This is a genomic window from Streptomyces sp. NPDC001843 (assembly GCF_042891955.1).
GTDB lineage: Bacteria > Actinomycetota > Actinomycetes > Streptomycetales > Streptomycetaceae > Streptomyces.
This window is the reverse complement of sequence record NZ_JBIATQ010000017.1, coordinates 78756-95930: the sequence shown is the minus strand read 5'-3', so window position 1 is coordinate 95930 and position 17175 is coordinate 78756. Positions and strand designations below refer to the sequence as shown.

Genomic DNA, 17175 nt, shown 5'->3' with positions numbered 1-17175 from the left:
CCCCACAAGGGCGGGGTGCTCATCAAGCGCCGAACTCCTCGGCCCACAGGCCGGGTCGCCAGCGTGCAATGGATTTAGTGATGTGCTCCATGTCGGCCCGTCGCTCGGGCCGGTAGAAGTCCCAGGCGTCCCTGGGCCGGGCGAAGGCGGGGGCCAGCATGAAGCGCCCCCGCCCTGTGCCCGTCTTCGAGTCCCAAGCCAGATGCTGGCCAGCCTCCCTGGCGGCCGTGCATGGCCGCTTCACGGCGTCTGCGAAGCGCTCCTGATCCCGCAGCAGCAGCGGGGCACGAAAGGGCCCCAGGACCACTGTGCGGGCGTCGTCCCGGGGCTCGAAAGTAATCTGGCCGACCACGGCCAGGCGATGCGTGGTGGAGCGGATCGAGTCCAGCTCGTCTATGCAGAGCTGCGCGATCTCCTCAGCCGACCGGTTCTCGTTGTTCGGGTCTGAGAGGATCTTCGCCAAGCTGGCGATCTCCCGTTGACTCACTCTCCCTCTTCTCTTGCTGGCGGCGCTCGTACGCCTCCTTGCCCTGGCGGGCGTACTTGCTGGCCGACGTTTGCGAGATGCCCAGCTTCTCCGCGATCTCGTACGTGTCCAGGCCCTGGACAGTGGACAGATAGATGCGGATCTTCGACAGTTCGTCGGCGTCAAGGGCGTTCTGGAAGCTCAGAGCGACGTCGTCTAGCACGGCGTCTCTGACCTCGTCTGGCAACGTGATCTTCTTCCGTGGTGGCACGGCAGGGGTCCCCTCATTGGCTTGGCAGCGGCAACGGAGTCAGTGTGGGGGTCAGATCAAGATCGGGACCTCCACAGGACATCCCTTGCCCAAAACCTAGCCGAATGTGGGCACGAGCGACCGCACGCGTAATTGATGCTGGACACAGCCAATCACCGTGCCCACCACCCCCGTATCCATGGTTTAGGGCGGTGACGATGCTTGGCGTGAAAGCGTGGCGACAGACAGTCGATGGGCTTCGTGTGCACGTCGCCACGCTGACGGCCTCCGCTGTCCGCGGTGATCATCACGCGGACGGCGTACGGCGAACGATGCCGAATGATCTCGGCGCAGGTTGGTGAAGTGCAGCCCTTGCGCGGCCTTAAAGGAACGACCGCACCGCGGGCGAAGTGGGGGGTGGCTGCGGTGCTCACGACTACTCTGTCCCTCCCTTGCGCTTCTCCAGGACCGCCCGGCCCTTCTCGACCTTCGCGGGGATGCCGGAGGGCGACTTGTCACCGATGCCATAGGCCACGTCGGCGTAGCTCACGCCGTCCTGACGGGCCTGGTAGATGCCCATCAGAAGGTCTTCCTGTGCCTTGTCGGCCCCGTCCGCAAGACCTGCCAGCTTCTTCAGCCAGGCGTTGCGCTTCTGTCGCGAGGCGGTCATGCGGCGGCCCCTGTCTGGCCCCACACGAACCCGGCGACCTGCGGAAACAGTTCGTCAGCCCGCACGCGCAGACCGTAGGCGGTCAGCTCTGACCCGGTGGCGTAGGCGTTCCACGCCTTGACGATCTGGCCGTACTGCTGGTCACGCCTCGGCATCTTGCCGAGCGATACGAAGCCGCCGTTGAACCGCTCCCGCAGCAACAGCCGCGGGTCACCGTCGGGGAGGTTCGAGCCCCTGCGCAGGCCCTCCAACCAGTCGTGGATCTTCTCCTTGTGCTGCGTCCGGCCGGCCTGCGCCGCGACCGCCAACAGGGCACCAGCGGGAATCTTGGTCGCCTTCCAGACGGCGTATGCCTCAGCCGGGTACCACTCCAGCTCCGGCCAGACGCGGGCGGTCTTCACGATCTCGGGGACCTTGATGCGGTTGTACCGCGGCATGCCGTAGCGGCTGCCGTCGGCCAGAGCGGCCAGGTACCTGGCCCCCGTCCCCACGTCCTTGGCGTACGGCTTGCCCACCAGCATGTGGGCGGAGGTGCGACGGTAGCCCTGGTCCAGGTAGGGGGCGATGTCGCGCGACTGGTTCGGGAAGATCCAGAACTTCAGGTACGGGCGCCCGTAGTGCTTGATCAGGGCGGCCGGGTCGGCATTGGCCAGCGCCTTTGCGCGATGCTGAAAGCTGATGCCGTAGCCCTCGGTGTCGAAGATCATCCCCTCCGGCGTTCCCTCGCAGAACTCCCCGGTCTCCATCAGCTCCTGATAGCCGGCCGCCACGTTCTTGGACAGCGGGCGCAGCTTGGGGTGATTGCCCCGGTAGGACACCCAGGAGGATGCCATTTCCTGGGTCACTTCGAGGATCTGCGGCTCGCTCGGGAGCGGGTAGGGGTCGTCGGCCGGTACCAGGGCCTTGACCGGCTCAACCGGCCTGCTCTTCGTCGTCATGCTGCCTCTCCTTCTCGCCCTCGGCGTCCTTACCGAGGTGCTGCCTCAGCAGCTCGCCCACCTCTTCCTTGGGGACGAGCTTGATCGTGTAGCCCTCCATGGCCTTGGTCAGCGGGTCGTGATCCATCGACGACCAGTAGTCGGCGAAGGCCGTGCGCTCGTCGGCTTCGTGCTGGACGCCGTAGTCCTCGCGCTGCTGGTGCAGGTGCTTGTACTCCATGCGCATGAAACCGACCGGGAAGGCGGACGGGCTGAAGATCACCCAATCCCCATCCGTGTACGGACGGAGCTGGCCGTTGATCGGGATCTTGATCCGTGCGTTGCGGACCATCGTTTCTTCTCCTTGGTGATGCACTGCCGGTCATCACTCCGGCGTCCCCTCGACGGGATTTGAACCCGCGCTGAACAGCCCTTTTAAGGGGCGTGCCTCTACCGCTGGGCTACGAGGGGTTGAGTGGGCGGGGCGGGTCTCGAACCCGCCATGTCCTGACTCAGTCAGTGACTCCGGACCCCGGCCGGGCCCGCCCACGGCACCGTTACGCGTCACCGGTGGTGCCAGACCGGCGGATCAGCCCAGAGGCGAGGGCCGACGCTCATCCCGCCCCACAAGGGCGGGGGTACGACGAAGCCCCCCGATCGGCGGATACGGGGGGCTTCGGTCTGTCGTGGGTCAGTTGGTCGGTCGACCCCTGTCCCACAGTTCTTCAGCATGTTCCGCGAAGCGGTCGAACATGCCGTGATCGTCTCTCCGGCGAAGGTGCATCATCGGGGAGTCGTGTCCCACCAGACGCGCCAGATGCGGGCACACGAGCGCGTCTTCATCGAAGCGGAAGACGCTTAGCCCGACGTGGTTCGTCGCATCCTCAGGGCTGCTGTAACGCACCTCCAGGCCATCCCGGGCCCCGACCTTGGCCAGGTTCTCTTCGGTGATCCTGATACGCATGGAAACGCTCAGCGCTACGTCTTCGATCTGCTCTCTGGCTCGGGTCACCGAGCCTTCGGGATCACCCAGAAGGAAGCGGATGCGTACACCCTGTTGAAGCTTCGCCTCCAGCGTCCGGTGGAATGCTGGCTGCTCCAAAAAGATGAAGTAGTTCGTGAAGCCGGCGAACAGGATCTGATCCTTCGCCCGCTCGACCAGTTCCGCCCAGACCCCCTTGGGGCATGCTGAGCGGTACGGATAGACCGAGACGACTTCGCGATCAGCGCCGGTCTTGACGACCGTCTTGGCAGCGGCTGGCCACAACATTTCGTCGGACACTCCCAGGTACTCGGCGACCTGCGCGCGGGTACCCGGATGCGGAGCGGTTCCCGCGTCGCGAAGCCATCGTTTCACCGAGTCCACCGAGACACCGAGCTGGGCGGCGAGCTGTCCAGGGCGCACGTGTCTGTCTTCCATAGCAGTGCGCAACGCTGTGTTCAAGGCCTCTCCCCCTTGCACTTTGGGCACTTGCAACATATCGCCGAAGAGGCCTGTGTGTCCTCTGGGTGCGTACACAACCACTCTCCGTGGCCCTCCATGATCGAGGTACGAGGACAGAGCCGAGGAGAGGCGGCGCACATGGTCAAGGTCGGAGACATCGTCGTAGACGACGAAAAAAAGCGACTCGGCCAAGTCATGCAGGTGACAAATCGAATCCACTCAGGAGAGACGCTTGTGCTTCGCCCCCCGCGAGGAGGCATCGAGTGGGAGGCACCGGTGGGCCGATGCCGTGAGCCGGAGCCTCATGAACTGGTTTCCGCAGACAGCCTGAAGCGAGTGGAGCCGCAGGCATGACGCGTTCTCTGTTCAAGCACATTCGATGGGTCTTCCGAGTCCTGCTGGAAGACCCACCGCTGTACTCCGCCCGGTGCAAGGTGTGCGAGGCGGAACCAGACGCCAACATGGACGACCCGTTCGACGCGGAGTCATGGTGCATGCGTCATGCGGCCCAGAGCGATGACCAGGGCCGTCACCACACATCTTTCGCAATGATCCAAGTAATCAACGCCACCGTCAGGCCACATCCTGACGATCTGTCGAAGGTCGGTCCTGGATGGGAGCTGGCGATCGCTGAATAGACGCCCGTCCCGGCCGGTCTGGTTTGGCTTGGCAGCAGAGCCCTGGCCGGGACGGGTCCAGAGGCCCCCGAAGCTTGCTCATCACACTCCCTTGCTTCGGGGGCCTCACCCATGCCTGCCCTGCCGCCTCACGGGCTTCGCCTCACCGTGGACGACAGGGAGCCTCAGTGGTCGTGGTTGCAGGGACCGTGACCGCCGATCATCTCCAGCACGCTCTTGAAGAACTGCCACCCGTCCTGATCGGTCATGATCCCGACGTTGCCACTGTCCGTCTCGAAGGCCACGACCGGGAACGGCAGCTCGAACTTCGGCGTGTGCTGAAGCACCGCCTGCGCCACCATGTCCTCCCCCTCGGGCACTTCCTCACCGTTGGCCAGAGCCTCCAGGGCCGCTACGCCTTGCTGGACTCGCGCATTGCAGTTGTCACACATAGTCAAACCCCCCTCTTGGGGTATCGAACCGGAGGCCCGGCAGATGCCGGGCCCCTTCGGTCGGTCAGGCGGGCAGCTCTTCGCGATCCACCTCGGCCTCACGGACGTAGAACGACGGATCACCGTCCCCGTCCTTGAACTCGATGGCGTCCACCACGTCCGCCACCACGTCCCTGAGTGCCTTGTCCAGCGTCGGCGTGGTCTTCTCCTCGTCCGCCGCGTGCATCAGGTCCAGCTGCGGCTTGAGGCTGTTGGCCGCGCCGACGAAGTCGGACGTCGTCAGCATCGTGGGTTTGCCGCCCTCACGGGCGATGGCGTACCGCTTGGCGCGGCTGATGGCCTCCTTGGCGAACGCGGGCGTGAAGTCGCGGAAGGACTCGAAGACCTTGCCGTAGTCCATGACCCTGAGCATGTCCTCAGCCACGTGCGCCTTGATCAGCTTCTCCACGCCGGACTGGTCCAGGTGGTTGATGGAGATCACGGCGTCCAGCCGGCCGGGACGCAGCATGCCCTTGTGGATCTTGTCCTTGCGGTTGGTCGTCAAGATCGCGACGACCTCCGCGCCTTTTGCACCGATGCCGTCGAAGCTGTCGAGCAGCTTTGAGACGCGGGCCGGGTCGCCGGCTTCGCCGATGACGTCGATGTCCTCGAAGAACACCACGGCCGGGCTGTACAGCTGCGCCGTGCGCATGGCGGCGTCCAGGTCGTCACCGGGCTTGACGAAGAGGAACGTCCATCCGTTCTCCACGCACCGCTGTGCGGTGAGGAACGCGGCCAGCGACTTGCCGGTGCCGTACGGTCCTTCGAGCAGGACCGCGCGCTTGAGCGACTCGCCGAGTTCCCGCATCAGGTCGGTGTGCTCGATGAGCGACCACACGTTGGTGTTGAGCTGCTGAAGCACGTCATCCGAGTAGATGACGTGGGCGGGGTTGACCTTCCTGACGTCCAGGAAGGTGGGCATGAGGTTGTCCCCGCCGATCAGCGCCTTCCCGCGGTAGATCGAGGATGCCGTCAGGTGCTTTTCGATGACCTTGAACAGGCCTTCCACCTGCGCCTTGACGCCTCGCGGTGCCTTGACCGTGAGCTGGCCGAGGTATCCCAGGTCACGGTCACGGATGTGGCCGACGTTGATCACGGCGTCGGGACCGAGAATGGGGAAGGCGAGCAGGTCCCACGGGACCTGAACCGACTCGCCCACGGCGGTGGGGACCTCGACGAACTGCGGGTGGTGCTCCTGACCGAACATGTCCGTCCAGGATTCGCCCATGCCGCTGGAGCCGAAGACTTCCTGAAGGGCCAGCGTGAGGGCGTGGGCGACGTCGTACGGCCGGTACTGGAAGGTCTTGACGTACTCGTGCACCTTCCCTTGCTGGCGGCGCCAGCGGTCAAGGAAGTCGATGGCCTCACCGATCCTCCCTTCGTACTGCGCCGGCAGGATGAACTTCTGACCCTCGAAGGTCAGATCCTTCTCTCCGATGGTCTTGCCGCCCACCTGGGCCAGCAGGGCCATCGCGGCCGTGCGGGCGGCCTCCTCCTGACTCAGCTGGGTCGCGGCCTGCGTGTGCGCTTCCTGCACGAGCGCAAGCACTTGTTCGGGGCTGACCCCGAACGGGTTGTTCGCCATGGTTTCTACCTCTCCGTAGCTGGTCATGGCTGGGTGATGCGTCGTGGTCGGCGGGACACCGACGCTCGACGCTGTGGCGACCGATTGGCCTTCCGGTCAAGGCGGTTGCCATGGTCCGTGTGGACCCAGGGCCGCACATCCTGCTGGAGAGGCATGCACGGGGATGGGCACCACGCGCTGGATGTGCGACCTTGCGAACACACGGACTTGGGATGAGCAGTGCCCCTGTCCCGTCGGGGGGATTGAGGGGACAGGAGCGCTGCGGCGGCCCGGGGGGATGGGCCGCCTGACCGGCGCCAGGGGGTGGCGCCGGTGACTTGGGGTGACAGGGTCAGCGACGCTTGGGCGCGGGCTCGAACTGCTTCACGAACTGCGCTTCCGGCACGCTTGCGAGTCCTCCGGCATGCCGGTAGCTCACGCTGCCGTGCGCCTGTCCGATGACCCACGCGTATTCGCGCTTGCTTCCCTTCCGCCGGTACCGCTCGCCGGGCGTGATGGTTTGCGTCTCAGCCATGTCACGCCACCCGGGTGAACTCGTAGGCGCCGAACAGCACGCCGTGCGGACTGACGATGGTCACGAGCGTGACCGGCTTGCCCTCCCGGTCGGGGAAGTGCCAACGGGTCACGGTGAAGCCGGCCACGACTGCGTCACCGATGCCAATCATGGCCTGGTCGACCGTGTTGTGGTGACTGCCCTTGGAACCGTCGGCGACCAGGCGGTGGTACTGGACATCGAAGAGGGGACGGAGCGGCATGGCTCAGCCCTCCTTGTGCGCCACGACGCCGCGACGCTCGGCCGAATTGAGGGAGCGCACAAACGCCGTGACCGCGTCCACGCGGTCGGCGTACTCGATGAACTGCGGCGCGTGCGGCCAGGTGTACGAGTAGGACACCGCGAAGCGGTCCACCTCTGAGCCGTACAGGTACAGCAGGGTCACGCGGTCACCGTCGGTTGTTTCGTACCGACTGCGCACGGTCCACTCGGTCCCTGCCTTGCCGCTCTCCGCGGTTTCCGCTCGTCCAGCCTCCTGTGTGAGCTTGGACCACACGGACGGCCAGTCAATGCGGTCGAACTCCTCGCGCGTGAACGAGTCGCGCAGCGCGATCAGCTTCCGCGCGTCGTCCGGGTGCAGGGGGAGGAAGCTGGGCGGGTAGATCACCTGCCGCACCCAGTTGCCCAGGTACTGCGGCCCGGCGACTGCGTACCGCTTCGCGATCTCCAGCTGACGCGGGTGGCTGTTCAGCCACCCCAGTACTGCCTGCGCAGCGTTTGTCTTGCTAGCGTTCTCCATGGCGCTGCCTGCCTCTCCAGAATGGTGGCGCCAACAGCAAGGGCCCGGGTGGCACCCCGGGCCCTTGTGCTCTCATCCGTAAGAGCATGGGCACGGCTCACCAGAGGTGAGCCGGCCCAGTGCTCCGGCGGTTGATCAGTTCGTGTCGTCGGCGAACGGGTCGGGTACCTCGCGCACCGGCATGTCGAAGTGACGCGCGACGGCCGCCGCCATCGCTTGGGCCTGTGCGACCGGGCGTGCGTCCTCGTCGCTGAAGCCGTTGTAGACGAACCGAGTGCTCTCGTCGTCGGTGATGACGGCAGCAACGGCCATCAACTGGGCGCGCGGCACGTCGTAGTGGCTGCCCTCGCGGCCCCACGTCGCGGCGTGAATCCAGACCCGCGTGTAGCCCTCGCGTTCGGCTACCAGGTACTCACTGGGCAGCGAGCGCCACGGCTGATCCACTCGCACGCGGATGCCCTGGAAGGCCAGGGCCTCACGCAGGAGCGCACCCATGTGCATATCGCTTCCGGGTCGCGTCTTGATCAGGCTGTGACTCATGCTCACGCCTCCCCGTCGATCTGGGTGGAGGCGAAGTCGGCGGCGATTTGGGCCATCTGGGCGTGTGTCTTGGGAGTTCCTGCGTCAATCTCTTCCCCGTCCAGGATGTAAATCGGACCGTTCATAACGGTCACGTCCCACAGCCCTACGTAACTCTTGCCCAGGGTGCCCCCGCCCCGCTTGCTCACCTGGACGTGAAGTCCGTTGATACGGGTGGTGTACTCAGCGCTCATGATCGCCTCTCCAAGGATCATGCGGACATCCGCCAACCGTGGCACCGGTTGACGGGCGTGCTCTCATCCGTAAGAGCAAGGGGACGCACCCTGAGCGGGTGCGTCCGATGCTCCGGCGGTTGATCAAGCCGCACGCCTTACCGGCATGCGGTACTCGGCCGGACGAGCGGGAGCGCCGAGACGCTTCCAGCGGTCACGGCAGATAGACAGGTCGTCGTGCTCCAACGAGGCGGACACGGCCAGCAGGAAATGCTGCCCGGCGCCCTTGCGGACCTTGATCCGCTCCCCTGTCTCCTCGAACAGAGACCCGTACCGCGGCCTGTCGCGGTAGTCCTTGCCGTACAGGGGGCGACGCTCCTGAACGAGCGTGATCCAGCCGTTGCGTGTGATGTCCTCCACTCGCCAGACCTCCAGGATCTCCGGCATGTCTGCCGTATATCCGTCGCGGTCCTCAGTCTCATACTGCTCGCCCTCGTAGCTGCGCTGCATGCGGACAATGTCGGCGCACCACAGTTCAGGCGCCTTGACGAGTCGCCAAATGCCGCTCATGATCACGCCCCCGTTCCGAGACGCGCGGACAGCTGAGCGGGGAGCGACCTCCAGTTGCTGACGGTGGCCACGTACCGGCCGCTCAGTACCTCCCTGATGATCAGAGGCCACTGTTCCGGGTTGTCCGCGTGGAACGTGTGAGCGGTAAGGGTCTGCCCACCGAACATGATCCGGCATCGACGTGCCCGCGGGTCGTACGCGTACGGGTCGCGCGTCCACTCAGTGATGCGCTGTACCGCAAGGGTGTTCCCCATGATCACTGCCTCTCCAAGGGTGATCGTGTGCACCATGCCGACGGTGGCACCCGTCGGTTGGCGTGCTCTCATCCGTAAGAGCAAGGGGACGGCCGTACGGGACGGCCGTCCGATGCTGCTGCGGATGATCAACGGGTCTACAGGGCGCGGCTGTACCGCACTTCAGCGTCCGGGAGTTCCGGATCATCGCCGTCTTCGCGCTTGTGCTCGCTCCAGTGCCGCACGCACAGCCACGTAGTGCACTGCTCACCGTTGCGGTTCAGTACGCGATGTGTGGTCGAGTCGGCGGCGAATACAACAGCCGCAGAATGAGTACCGATCAGACACTCTGCCGTTTCCGCGGAGAAGATCACGGTTCCGGACGACGTGAGAACGGGCTGACGCGCGAGTGCACTCTCAGGGGCTTCCCTTCGGGCCCGCATCACGCGTCCGGCGTGGTCGTACAGGGCCCTGTCACGTTCCCTGTTGTCTCGATAGGGACGAGTGGCGACGAATTCCGCCGTGTGGTCACTCCGCATGCTCAGCCCCCGATCCGGTGAGCACAGGGCTGGCACGTCACCCGCTTCAGTTGCGGGGAGCCGCTCCACAGGTAGTTGCCCACGGGGTGGATCTCGGACGCCTCCGCATACGGGCCCAAGTCCTCACCGCACATGGCCAGCACGTGCTGACCCTCTGGGGTGACGATCTGTGTTGCGCTCACGACGTGAACTACCGGCTCCGGCTCCGCCGGACGGTTGTACTCGCGCAGCGTGACGGACTCCTCCGAGCCGTCGCGGTAGCACGTGACCTTTTCCACCCACACGTGGCGACGGCGCGTCTCTCCGGCCAGTTCGTACGTGCTAGCGGCTGTCTCTTCGGCGATGATCAACGCGTCGTCGACGCTGTCACGCTCCCACACGCCCCCGAAGGGAACGATGTCCTGTCCGTCGCGGTCCTTGCCGATTGCCCACTGAACGCGAGTGCGGTAGACCGTGCGGTCAACCTTGACCAGCTTTACCCTCATGATCACTGCCTCTCCAAGAGTGATCAGTTGTGCGTGCGTCGCGGGGTGGCACCCCCATGTCGCACGTGCTCTGTTCCTGTAAGAGCAAGCCAGCGGCCCCCGATGGCACTCGGGGGCCGCTCGATACTCCGGCAGGTTCAGTCACTGCGAGTTGACCCACAGCACGCCGTACGGTGTGCCGTAGAAGTCGGTAATGGCGCACTTCTCGTGGTCATCGGCCACGGTCCGCCACGGGACCGTGCCGTACGGCGACTCGTACGGCCACGACATGTTGCCGCAGTCCGTGCCCATCTGAACGGCGTCAGCTTTGGTCGCGCCGAAACCGAGCAGCCGCTCACGCATGATCTGCAACTCGCTCTCAGCATCGAGAGAGAACCGCTTGGCACGCGCTTCCGCGGCGTGTTCCAGGGCACGATTCAGGGGGGTCAAGATCGTTTTCTCGACCATGCCGGCACGGTCGTTGATCTTGTTCAGTTCAGTCATGATCGCCTCTCCAGGATCATGTGGGCATGTCGACGGTGGCACCCGTCGGCATGCATGGACTCATCAAGCGGACAGGGATACCAGGGCATCCAGTGGCACCCCTGTCCGCATGACGAGTGACGGCAGCTACGGGCCCAACCAACCCTGTCCGTCTCTCGCAGGTACCCCATGGGGGGCCCTTACGCGGTCTCAGTGCCGGGGCTTTGGTGGTCGTCGCGCCTAGGTGTCGTCCGGAGCCTCTGTGGGGGGCTGTGCCCTCACCCCACGCTCGACGGACCACCTGTGGTGGTCGCTCGCACCGCTGCTCTCCGCAGCACTGCCCGGGAGTGTTCTGGCCCTCCCGGCCGCCCTCCCTCACCCGAAGGTGAGTTCACCTGCCACATCAAGTGACTGAGCTGTGAAGACCAGCCACGCAACCCCTCCCGGTTTCTTTGCTTTCGCTCCGTCCCCGGCGGGAGCACCACCATGCCCTTTGACCGCGAACGCGGTCAAGCGGGTCAGAGAAACTTCTCTGAAGATTTTTTTGGGATGGCCTCTGAGCTGCACTTATGAGGGTTGCCTTAGCTGGCCGAGATTCCGAACCTGACTCTCGTCCAAGTGGATTCGCGGTTACGGAAGCTGATCAAGGGCTATGTGGAGGGCATGTGAAGCCATGGCTGGACAACGTCCGGAGCGTGCGCCGCACGCTCGGCGCACACAGGGTGCGAATCGCATAAATGCAGGTCGGGGGGCCCTGGTGGCGTAGGTCGCATGACGGGCAGTCAGTAACGGGCTGGTCACCCTGTGACTGATGTGGCGTTCGAACGGCGCGATTCGAACATAAGCGGAAGATGATCAGTGCATCACAATGCACGAACAGCTGATCATGGGTCGGACCAGGGTCGCCGGCCTCGCGCGCATACGCGCGTGCCGGCATGCGCACGGGCGTACACGCGCGCGCATGTACGCGCGTGAGCGGCGCTCGGGCTGGACGCTCGACGGCCGGAGCGCACACAGCTGTGGCCCACCGATGTGGGCCACGCATGAGTGCACCACCACACTGCCCACGGTGGTGGTGCACAGCTGGGCTGCACTGTGGTGCAGCCCCGTATGCGTAGGCCTGCGCGACCTAGGTATCCATGGTGGGGACACTGGCCAGCCTGCGATAAGCAGGGTGGACGAGTGTCCACCTCGCATGATCGGGGGCCAAGGAGGCCCCCTCTGGCCACCTCAGGTGGCACTATGCCCGCTTTTGCACCGTGTCTGACCCCACGGTGCTAAAGCCGCCTTGGCCCCCGATCCCTGGTCTCCGCCCAGGTCTCGGTGGAAGACTCCCCAGTCCGCTGGCCGCCTTTGTGGCGGCCTCTCGGCGCATTTCCGGGCCGCTGTGTGCGGCCCTTGCGCCGGGCTGTGAGGCGGCCTTTCGGGGCCGCCGGCTGGGCTCCGGCTTCCGCCGGGGCAGGGGTAGCCCTGGCGGGGCATGACCAGGGCGTTACTCCTGGTCAGCGCGGCGTTTTGCAACAGGTCTTGGGTGATGTCCGCCCCGGCGCTCCGACCTTCGGACGCCTGTTGCTCGGGGTGCGCTCAGCCGAATCTGGGCGCGATTGTGCGGCGCCCTCTGACGGCCTGCGTCGGATTTCAGATCCGGCGACCGGGGAGCGTGCTCGACCCGGCGGGGCGAAATGTACGAGAAGCCGTCGGATTCCGCGATCAAACTAGAACGCGTTCCATTTTCGGCTCGTGCTCGGGCTGTTCGCGGAATTTGATTCAAAGCCGTACCTTCCCGCCCCGGTCGGGCCCCGTGAGGGCCCCAGGGATGCGGGGAGGTGGACGTGGCCCGCCTGACGGTCAACAAGGACGGCAAGCTGGGCGGCGGTTCCCCGAGGGACCGCCGGATCTCGAAGGCCTCCTCGAAGGAGCGCAAGCAGATCATCTTGGCGACCGTGCGCATGGGGCACACGATCGCCGAGGGCTGCCGCCAGGCCGGCGTGGTCCGCAAGACCCACGAGTACTACCGCAAGTCCGACCCGGACTACCGGGACTTGATCGACCGGGCCTTGCAAGCCCAGATCGAGAAGGCTCAGGGCGAGAGTCCCGAGGTGCCGGACTTCCCGGAGTTCTGCGAGCGGTATCTCAATACGCAGCTCTTCGAGCACCACTTGCAGTGGTACGACCTGCTTGAGGGCCGGGAGCCCCGGGGTCTGCACCCTGCGCAGCGGTACATCCGCGGTGACGAGGATCAGATCCTCGTCAATACGCCACCTGAGCACGCGAAGTCGACCACGCTGACGGTCAACTACGTGGTGTGGAGGATCGTTCAGGACCCGAACGTCCGCATCCTGCTGATCTCCAAGACGCAGGACATGGCCAAGAAGTTCTTGCTCTCCATCAAGGAGCGCTTGGCCGAGTCTGAGACATACCTCGATCTTCAGCAGGCCTTCGGCCCGCCGGGGGGCTATGCGGAGGGCGCTGCCTCCTGGACCGCGGACCGGATCTATGTGGCCGGGCGTACGGCCGGTGAGAAGGACCCCACCGTTCAGGCCGTAGGCATCGGCGGCCACATCTACGGCTCCCGATGTGATCTCGCGATCATGGACGACTGCGTGGACCACACCAACCACCAGGCCTACGAGCAGCAGATCACTTGGATTCAGAACCAGGTGGGTTCCCGTGTGGCTGACGCCGGTGGGCGCATGCTGCTGATCGGTACCCGCATGGAGACGGTGGATCTGTACTCGGAGATCCTGAAGCCGCAGTACTACGCCGAAGGTCAGTCGCCCTGGACGTACCTGACTCAGCCGGCCGTGCTGGAGTACGCGGAGGACCCCAAGGACTGGGTAACGCTCTGGCCGAAGACGAATCGGCCGCCGGTCACCATCGCCGCCCGCAAGCTCGTGCAGCAGGACGAACACGGCCTGTGGCCGATGTGGGATGGCAAGGCGCTCTCGAAGAAGCGCCGGAAGATGTCTCCGCGGAACTGGAGCTTGGTCTACCAGCAGGACCAGGTGGCCGACGACGCCGTGTTCAAGATGGAGGCCGTTCAAGGCTGCGTGGACCGGGCCCGCTACCCGGGCCGCATGTTTGATGGCCAGTCGGACCATCGCCGGTACGGGATGGATGGCCTTCTCGTCGTGGCCGGCCTCGACCCGGCGGCGGCCGGGTGCACTGCCATGGTGGTAGTCGGCCTGGACCGGCGCACCGGTGTGCGCTGGGTGCTGGACGTGGTGAACAAGCGAGGCATGCCACCGCACGAGATGCGCGCGGAGATCAAGCGCCTGACCGAGCGGTACTCGGTGAGCGAGTGGCGAGTGGAGAAGAACGCCTATCAGGCGTCCATCACGCAGGACCAGGAGGTACGTGCGTATCTCTCCAGCCGCGGGTGCCTGATCTCCGGCCACCACACGAACACCAACAAGTGGGACCCGGATTTCGGCGTGGCCTCCATGGCGCCGCTCTTCGAGAGCTGGAAGGACGGCCACAACCTGATCCGCCTGCCGTCGCAGACACAGAGCGAGGGCGTACGGGCGCTTATTGAGCAGCTGTGCAGCTGGTTCCCAGAGACCAAGGGATTGACCGACTGCGTGATGGCGCTCTGGTTCGCGGAGATCCGCTGCCGCGAACTCATGGTCAGCGACTTTTCCGGCTGGCACGTGAACAGCTCGGAGTTCACATCTGAGCGTGACCAGGCCCGACAGCTGGTCGTCGACATCGACTTTGCCTTGCAGCAGCAGGGCGCCGGCGCCTGGAACGGCGCCATCAGCTGGTGAAGGAGAAGACGTGGCGACTCCACTGACCGCCGATCAGCTTGTGACGGCCCTCAAGGCTGAGGGCCTGGTGGTGCATGAGGTGCGCGACTGGCGCCACCACAACCGCGATCTCAAGGGCGCATGGGGCCCCATGAACGGCGTGATGCTCCACCACACGGCCGGGCTGAACGGCATGGTCGACTACTGCTACGACGGCAGCGCGGACCTTCCGGGGCCGCTGTGCCATGGCGTGATCGACAAGAAGGGCGAAGTCTGGCTCGTCGGCAACGGCCGAGCGAACCACGCCGGTGGCGGGGACCCAAGGGTCTTGGCCGCGGTGACCGGAGAGAACTACTCCGACCGGCCGCCGGTGACGCACGAGCATCAGGGCTCTTCCGGCGCCGTGGATGGCAACAGCCACTTCTACGGCTTCGAGTGCGTGAACCTCGGGGACGGCAAGGACCCGTGGCCCGATGCCCAGGTCCAGGCGATGGTGAAGGCGTCGGCCGCCATCTGCCGGGCCCACCGGTGGGGCTCGAAGTCCGTGATCGGCCACCTGGAGTGGTCCGACTACAAGTCGGACCCTAAGGGCTCCGCAGTGGTCATGCCGGACATGCGCAAGAAGGTGGCGGCCTGCCTGGCCAAGAAGGCCGGCGAATGGAAGCTCGTCACCCCGCCTAGCGCTCCCGGCCCTGCCCCGACGCTTGAGCAGCGCGTGGCGGCCCTGGAGAAGCGCGTCACCGCTTTGGAATCAAAGGTGAAGTGACCGTTGTATCTTTCGATCGCAGGAGGTGGTCATGGCGGACATTCAGCTCATAGCCCGGCGCGTTGAAGCGCTGCGCCGTGACGCCGTCGAGCGCGACCAGCGGCATCAGACGATCTTCGATGCCCGCGCACAGAAGATCGACAACATCGCGCCCGGGAGCATGCCGGACGCCTGGCCGCGTCCGATCACTGCGAACATCCTGGACACCTCCGCCCGCCAGCTGGCGGAGAACCTGGCGCCGCTGCCGTCCATCAACTGCGCTCCAGGCGTGGTCTCCTCGGACCGGCAAAAGAAGATCGTTGCCAAGAAGACGAAGATCGCCTATTCGTACGTCCTCGACTCCGCCATGGCAAAGCAGATGCCGACCGGCTGCGACTGGTACCTGACGTACGGGTCAATGCCCATCGTGGTGGATGCGGACTTCGAGAAGGGCCGTCCCCGCCTGCGGATCGACAATCCCATGAAGTCGTACCCGCAGTACGACTTGGCGGGCAAGGTCATCAGCTACACGAAGGTCTGGCGCGAGAGCGCCCGGAAGCTGGCCAGCAAGTTCCCGGAGTACGCCACAGCGATCCTGGGCGAGGACCAGCCCCTTGGCCGACAGACCACCGGTGACACAGAGCTTGAGGTGGTCAAGTACTGCGACAAGGACTCCTACGTCCTGTACATGCCGGAGCGTAAGAACCTCGTTCTGATGGAGGCGCCGAACCGCTTCGGCAAGGTGCCGGTGGCCATCGCGCGCAAGCCCACCTGGGATGACAGCGACCGCGGCCAGTTCGATGACGTGGTCTGGCCGATGCTGGCCCGCAACCGAGTGGCGATGCTGGGCCTTCAGGCCACGCAGCAGACCGTCAGAGCCCCTTTGGCCATCCCGACAGACGTCCAGAAAATACCTTTTGGCGATGATGCGGTCATTCGCACCAATTCGCCGGAGAAGATCCGGCGCGTTGGGACCGACCTGCCGCAGGCCGCTTGGCAGCAGGACGCCTTGCTCCAGGAAGAGGTGATGCGCGGGACGCGCACGCCGGCCAGCGCCACCGGAGACGTCCACGCCTCGATCATCACCGGCCAGGGCGTGAACGCCCTGAATGGCGGCTACGACATCCAAGTAGCGACTGGTCAGCTCCTCATCGGCCACGCGCTCCAGGAGGCCCTGGAGCTGGCCTTTGAGATGGATGAGAAGTTCTGGCCGGACACCAAGAAGTCCATCTCGGGCGTCATCAACGGCTCGCCCTTCGAGGAGACGTACACCCCCGCGAAGGACATCAAGGGCAACTACCGGGTCAGCGTCACCTACGGCTTCGCCTCGGGGATGAACCCGAACCAGGCGCTGATCTTCCTGCTTCAGCTGCGCGGCGATCAGCTCGTCTCCCGGGACTTCGTACAGCGCCAGCTGCCCATGGATGTGGACGTGGCGCAGCTCCAGGCCCAGGTGGACCAGGAACAGACTACGGATGCTCTCAAGCAAGGCGTGTTCGCCCTGCTCTCCTCCATCGGGATCATGGCCCAGCAGGGCATGGACCCGACCACGCTCCTGACCAACGCCGCCCGATTGATTGACCTGCGTGAGCGCATGCCCATGCATGAGGCGATCCTGACCGCCTTCCAGCCGGAGCCCCAGCCTGCCGCGTCCTCGGCTGGCGCTCCTGATGCTCCCGGTGGCCCTGGAGAGGGCCAGGGCCCCGGGGGCGTTCCCTTCGGCGTCAACCCGACGACCGGCGCACCCGGTGGCTTCGCCCCGGGCCAGGCGGAGATGGGGCCGGGCGGCAAGCCTGACGTCATGAGCCTGCTCGCCGGCCTGACCAGTAGCGGACGGCCTACCGCCTCCGCATCAGTGAAGAGGAGCGTTCCGGCATGACGTGCCCGGAGTGTGGCCGTGAGGCCGAGAAC

General features: G+C 65.4%; 19 protein-coding genes, 1 tRNA gene and 1 pseudogene. 4 read left to right on the top strand and 17 right to left on the bottom strand.

Annotated features, from left to right (window positions below; translation table 11 throughout):
- Positions 1–22: 22 nt before the first annotated feature.
- The 7 genes from ACFYZQ_RS34010 to ACFYZQ_RS33980 all read right to left on the bottom strand — a co-directional run bounded on the left by ACFYZQ_RS34010 (position 23) and on the right by ACFYZQ_RS33980 (position 3747).
- Entirely contained in the window at positions 23–463 is a 441-nt protein-coding gene (locus tag ACFYZQ_RS34010) for a hypothetical protein (RefSeq protein WP_389156318.1), read from the bottom strand.
- Positions 417–713, bottom strand: coding sequence for a hypothetical protein (locus tag ACFYZQ_RS34005; protein WP_389156315.1), 297 nt, complete (start codon positions 711–713; stop codon positions 417–419). Before ACFYZQ_RS34005 ends, ACFYZQ_RS34010 begins: the two co-directional genes overlap by 47 nt.
- A gap of 439 nt (positions 714–1152) precedes the next feature.
- On the bottom strand, positions 1153–1386 hold the full coding sequence (locus ACFYZQ_RS34000; protein WP_389156312.1) for a hypothetical protein: 234 nt from the start codon (positions 1384–1386) through the stop codon (positions 1153–1155).
- Positions 1383–2324 (bottom strand): hypothetical protein, encoded by a 942-nt coding sequence (locus ACFYZQ_RS33995; RefSeq protein WP_389156309.1) that lies wholly within the window; start codon positions 2322–2324, stop codon positions 1383–1385. Before ACFYZQ_RS33995 ends, ACFYZQ_RS34000 begins: the two co-directional genes overlap by 4 nt.
- The gene (locus ACFYZQ_RS33990; protein ID WP_389156306.1) at positions 2299–2655 is read right to left on the bottom strand and encodes a hypothetical protein; all 357 of its coding nucleotides are present in this window, start codon (positions 2653–2655) and stop codon (positions 2299–2301) included. Before ACFYZQ_RS33990 ends, ACFYZQ_RS33995 begins: the two co-directional genes overlap by 26 nt.
- 44 nt (positions 2656–2699) lie before the next feature.
- Positions 2700–2774, bottom strand: a tRNA-Leu gene (locus ACFYZQ_RS33985).
- 220 nt (positions 2775–2994) lie between these two features.
- The gene (locus tag ACFYZQ_RS33980) at positions 2995–3747 is read right to left on the bottom strand and encodes an XRE family transcriptional regulator (protein ID WP_389156304.1); all 753 of its coding nucleotides are present in this window, start codon (positions 3745–3747) and stop codon (positions 2995–2997) included.
- Positions 3748–4097: 350 nt separating this feature from the next.
- Between ACFYZQ_RS33980 and ACFYZQ_RS33975 the strand changes: the two genes are divergently transcribed.
- Positions 4098–4385, top strand: a complete 288-nt coding sequence (locus ACFYZQ_RS33975) for a hypothetical protein (RefSeq protein ID WP_389156301.1) — start codon at positions 4098–4100, stop codon at positions 4383–4385.
- A 164-nt stretch (positions 4386–4549) separates the two neighbouring features.
- Here the strand turns inward: ACFYZQ_RS33975 and ACFYZQ_RS33970 are convergent, their stop codons facing one another.
- The 10 genes from ACFYZQ_RS33970 to ACFYZQ_RS33925 all read right to left on the bottom strand — a co-directional run bounded on the left by ACFYZQ_RS33970 (position 4550) and on the right by ACFYZQ_RS33925 (position 10794).
- On the bottom strand, positions 4550–4744 hold the full coding sequence (locus ACFYZQ_RS33970; protein ID WP_389156298.1) for a hypothetical protein: 195 nt from the start codon (positions 4742–4744) through the stop codon (positions 4550–4552).
- A 136-nt stretch (positions 4745–4880) separates the two neighbouring features.
- Positions 4881–6467: an AAA family ATPase gene (locus tag ACFYZQ_RS33965; RefSeq protein WP_389156295.1), complete on the bottom strand. Its 1587-nt coding sequence runs from the start codon at positions 6465–6467 to the stop codon at positions 4881–4883.
- Positions 6468–6771: 304 nt separating this feature from the next.
- Entirely contained in the window at positions 6772–6954 is a 183-nt protein-coding gene (locus ACFYZQ_RS33960) for a hypothetical protein (protein WP_389156293.1), read from the bottom strand.
- Position 6955: 1 nt separating this feature from the next.
- Positions 6956–7195, bottom strand: a complete 240-nt coding sequence (locus tag ACFYZQ_RS33955) for a hypothetical protein (RefSeq protein ID WP_389156291.1) — start codon at positions 7193–7195, stop codon at positions 6956–6958.
- A 3-nt stretch (positions 7196–7198) separates the two neighbouring features.
- On the bottom strand, positions 7199–7732 hold the full coding sequence (locus ACFYZQ_RS33950; RefSeq protein WP_389156288.1) for a hypothetical protein: 534 nt from the start codon (positions 7730–7732) through the stop codon (positions 7199–7201).
- Positions 7733–7867: 135 nt separating this feature from the next.
- The gene (locus ACFYZQ_RS33945; RefSeq protein ID WP_389156286.1) at positions 7868–8272 is read right to left on the bottom strand and encodes a hypothetical protein; all 405 of its coding nucleotides are present in this window, start codon (positions 8270–8272) and stop codon (positions 7868–7870) included.
- 2 nt (positions 8273–8274) lie between these two features.
- Entirely contained in the window at positions 8275–8526 is a 252-nt protein-coding gene (locus tag ACFYZQ_RS33940) for a hypothetical protein (RefSeq protein WP_389156283.1), read from the bottom strand.
- A 102-nt stretch (positions 8527–8628) separates the two neighbouring features.
- A complete protein-coding gene (locus tag ACFYZQ_RS33935) occupies positions 8629–9054 on the bottom strand; it encodes a hypothetical protein (RefSeq protein WP_389156280.1) in 426 nt (141 codons plus the stop codon).
- A 774-nt stretch (positions 9055–9828) separates the two neighbouring features.
- Positions 9829–10311: a hypothetical protein gene (locus tag ACFYZQ_RS33930; protein WP_389156277.1), complete on the bottom strand. Its 483-nt coding sequence runs from the start codon at positions 10309–10311 to the stop codon at positions 9829–9831.
- A 141-nt stretch (positions 10312–10452) separates the two neighbouring features.
- A complete protein-coding gene (locus ACFYZQ_RS33925; protein ID WP_389156275.1) occupies positions 10453–10794 on the bottom strand; it encodes a hypothetical protein in 342 nt (113 codons plus the stop codon).
- Between the two features lie 1811 nt (positions 10795–12605).
- Between ACFYZQ_RS33925 and ACFYZQ_RS33920 the strand changes: the two genes are divergently transcribed.
- From ACFYZQ_RS33920 to ACFYZQ_RS33910, 3 genes and pseudogenes are all read left to right on the top strand, one after another.
- A complete protein-coding gene (locus ACFYZQ_RS33920) occupies positions 12606–14540 on the top strand; it encodes a hypothetical protein (protein WP_389156272.1) in 1935 nt (644 codons plus the stop codon).
- Between the two features lie 10 nt (positions 14541–14550).
- Positions 14551–15219 (top strand): annotated as a pseudogene (locus tag ACFYZQ_RS33915) (N-acetylmuramoyl-L-alanine amidase); the annotation flags it as partial.
- A 97-nt stretch (positions 15220–15316) separates the two neighbouring features.
- Entirely contained in the window at positions 15317–17143 is a 1827-nt protein-coding gene (locus ACFYZQ_RS33910; protein ID WP_389156269.1) for a hypothetical protein, read from the top strand.
- Positions 17144–17175: the final 32 nt, after the last annotated feature.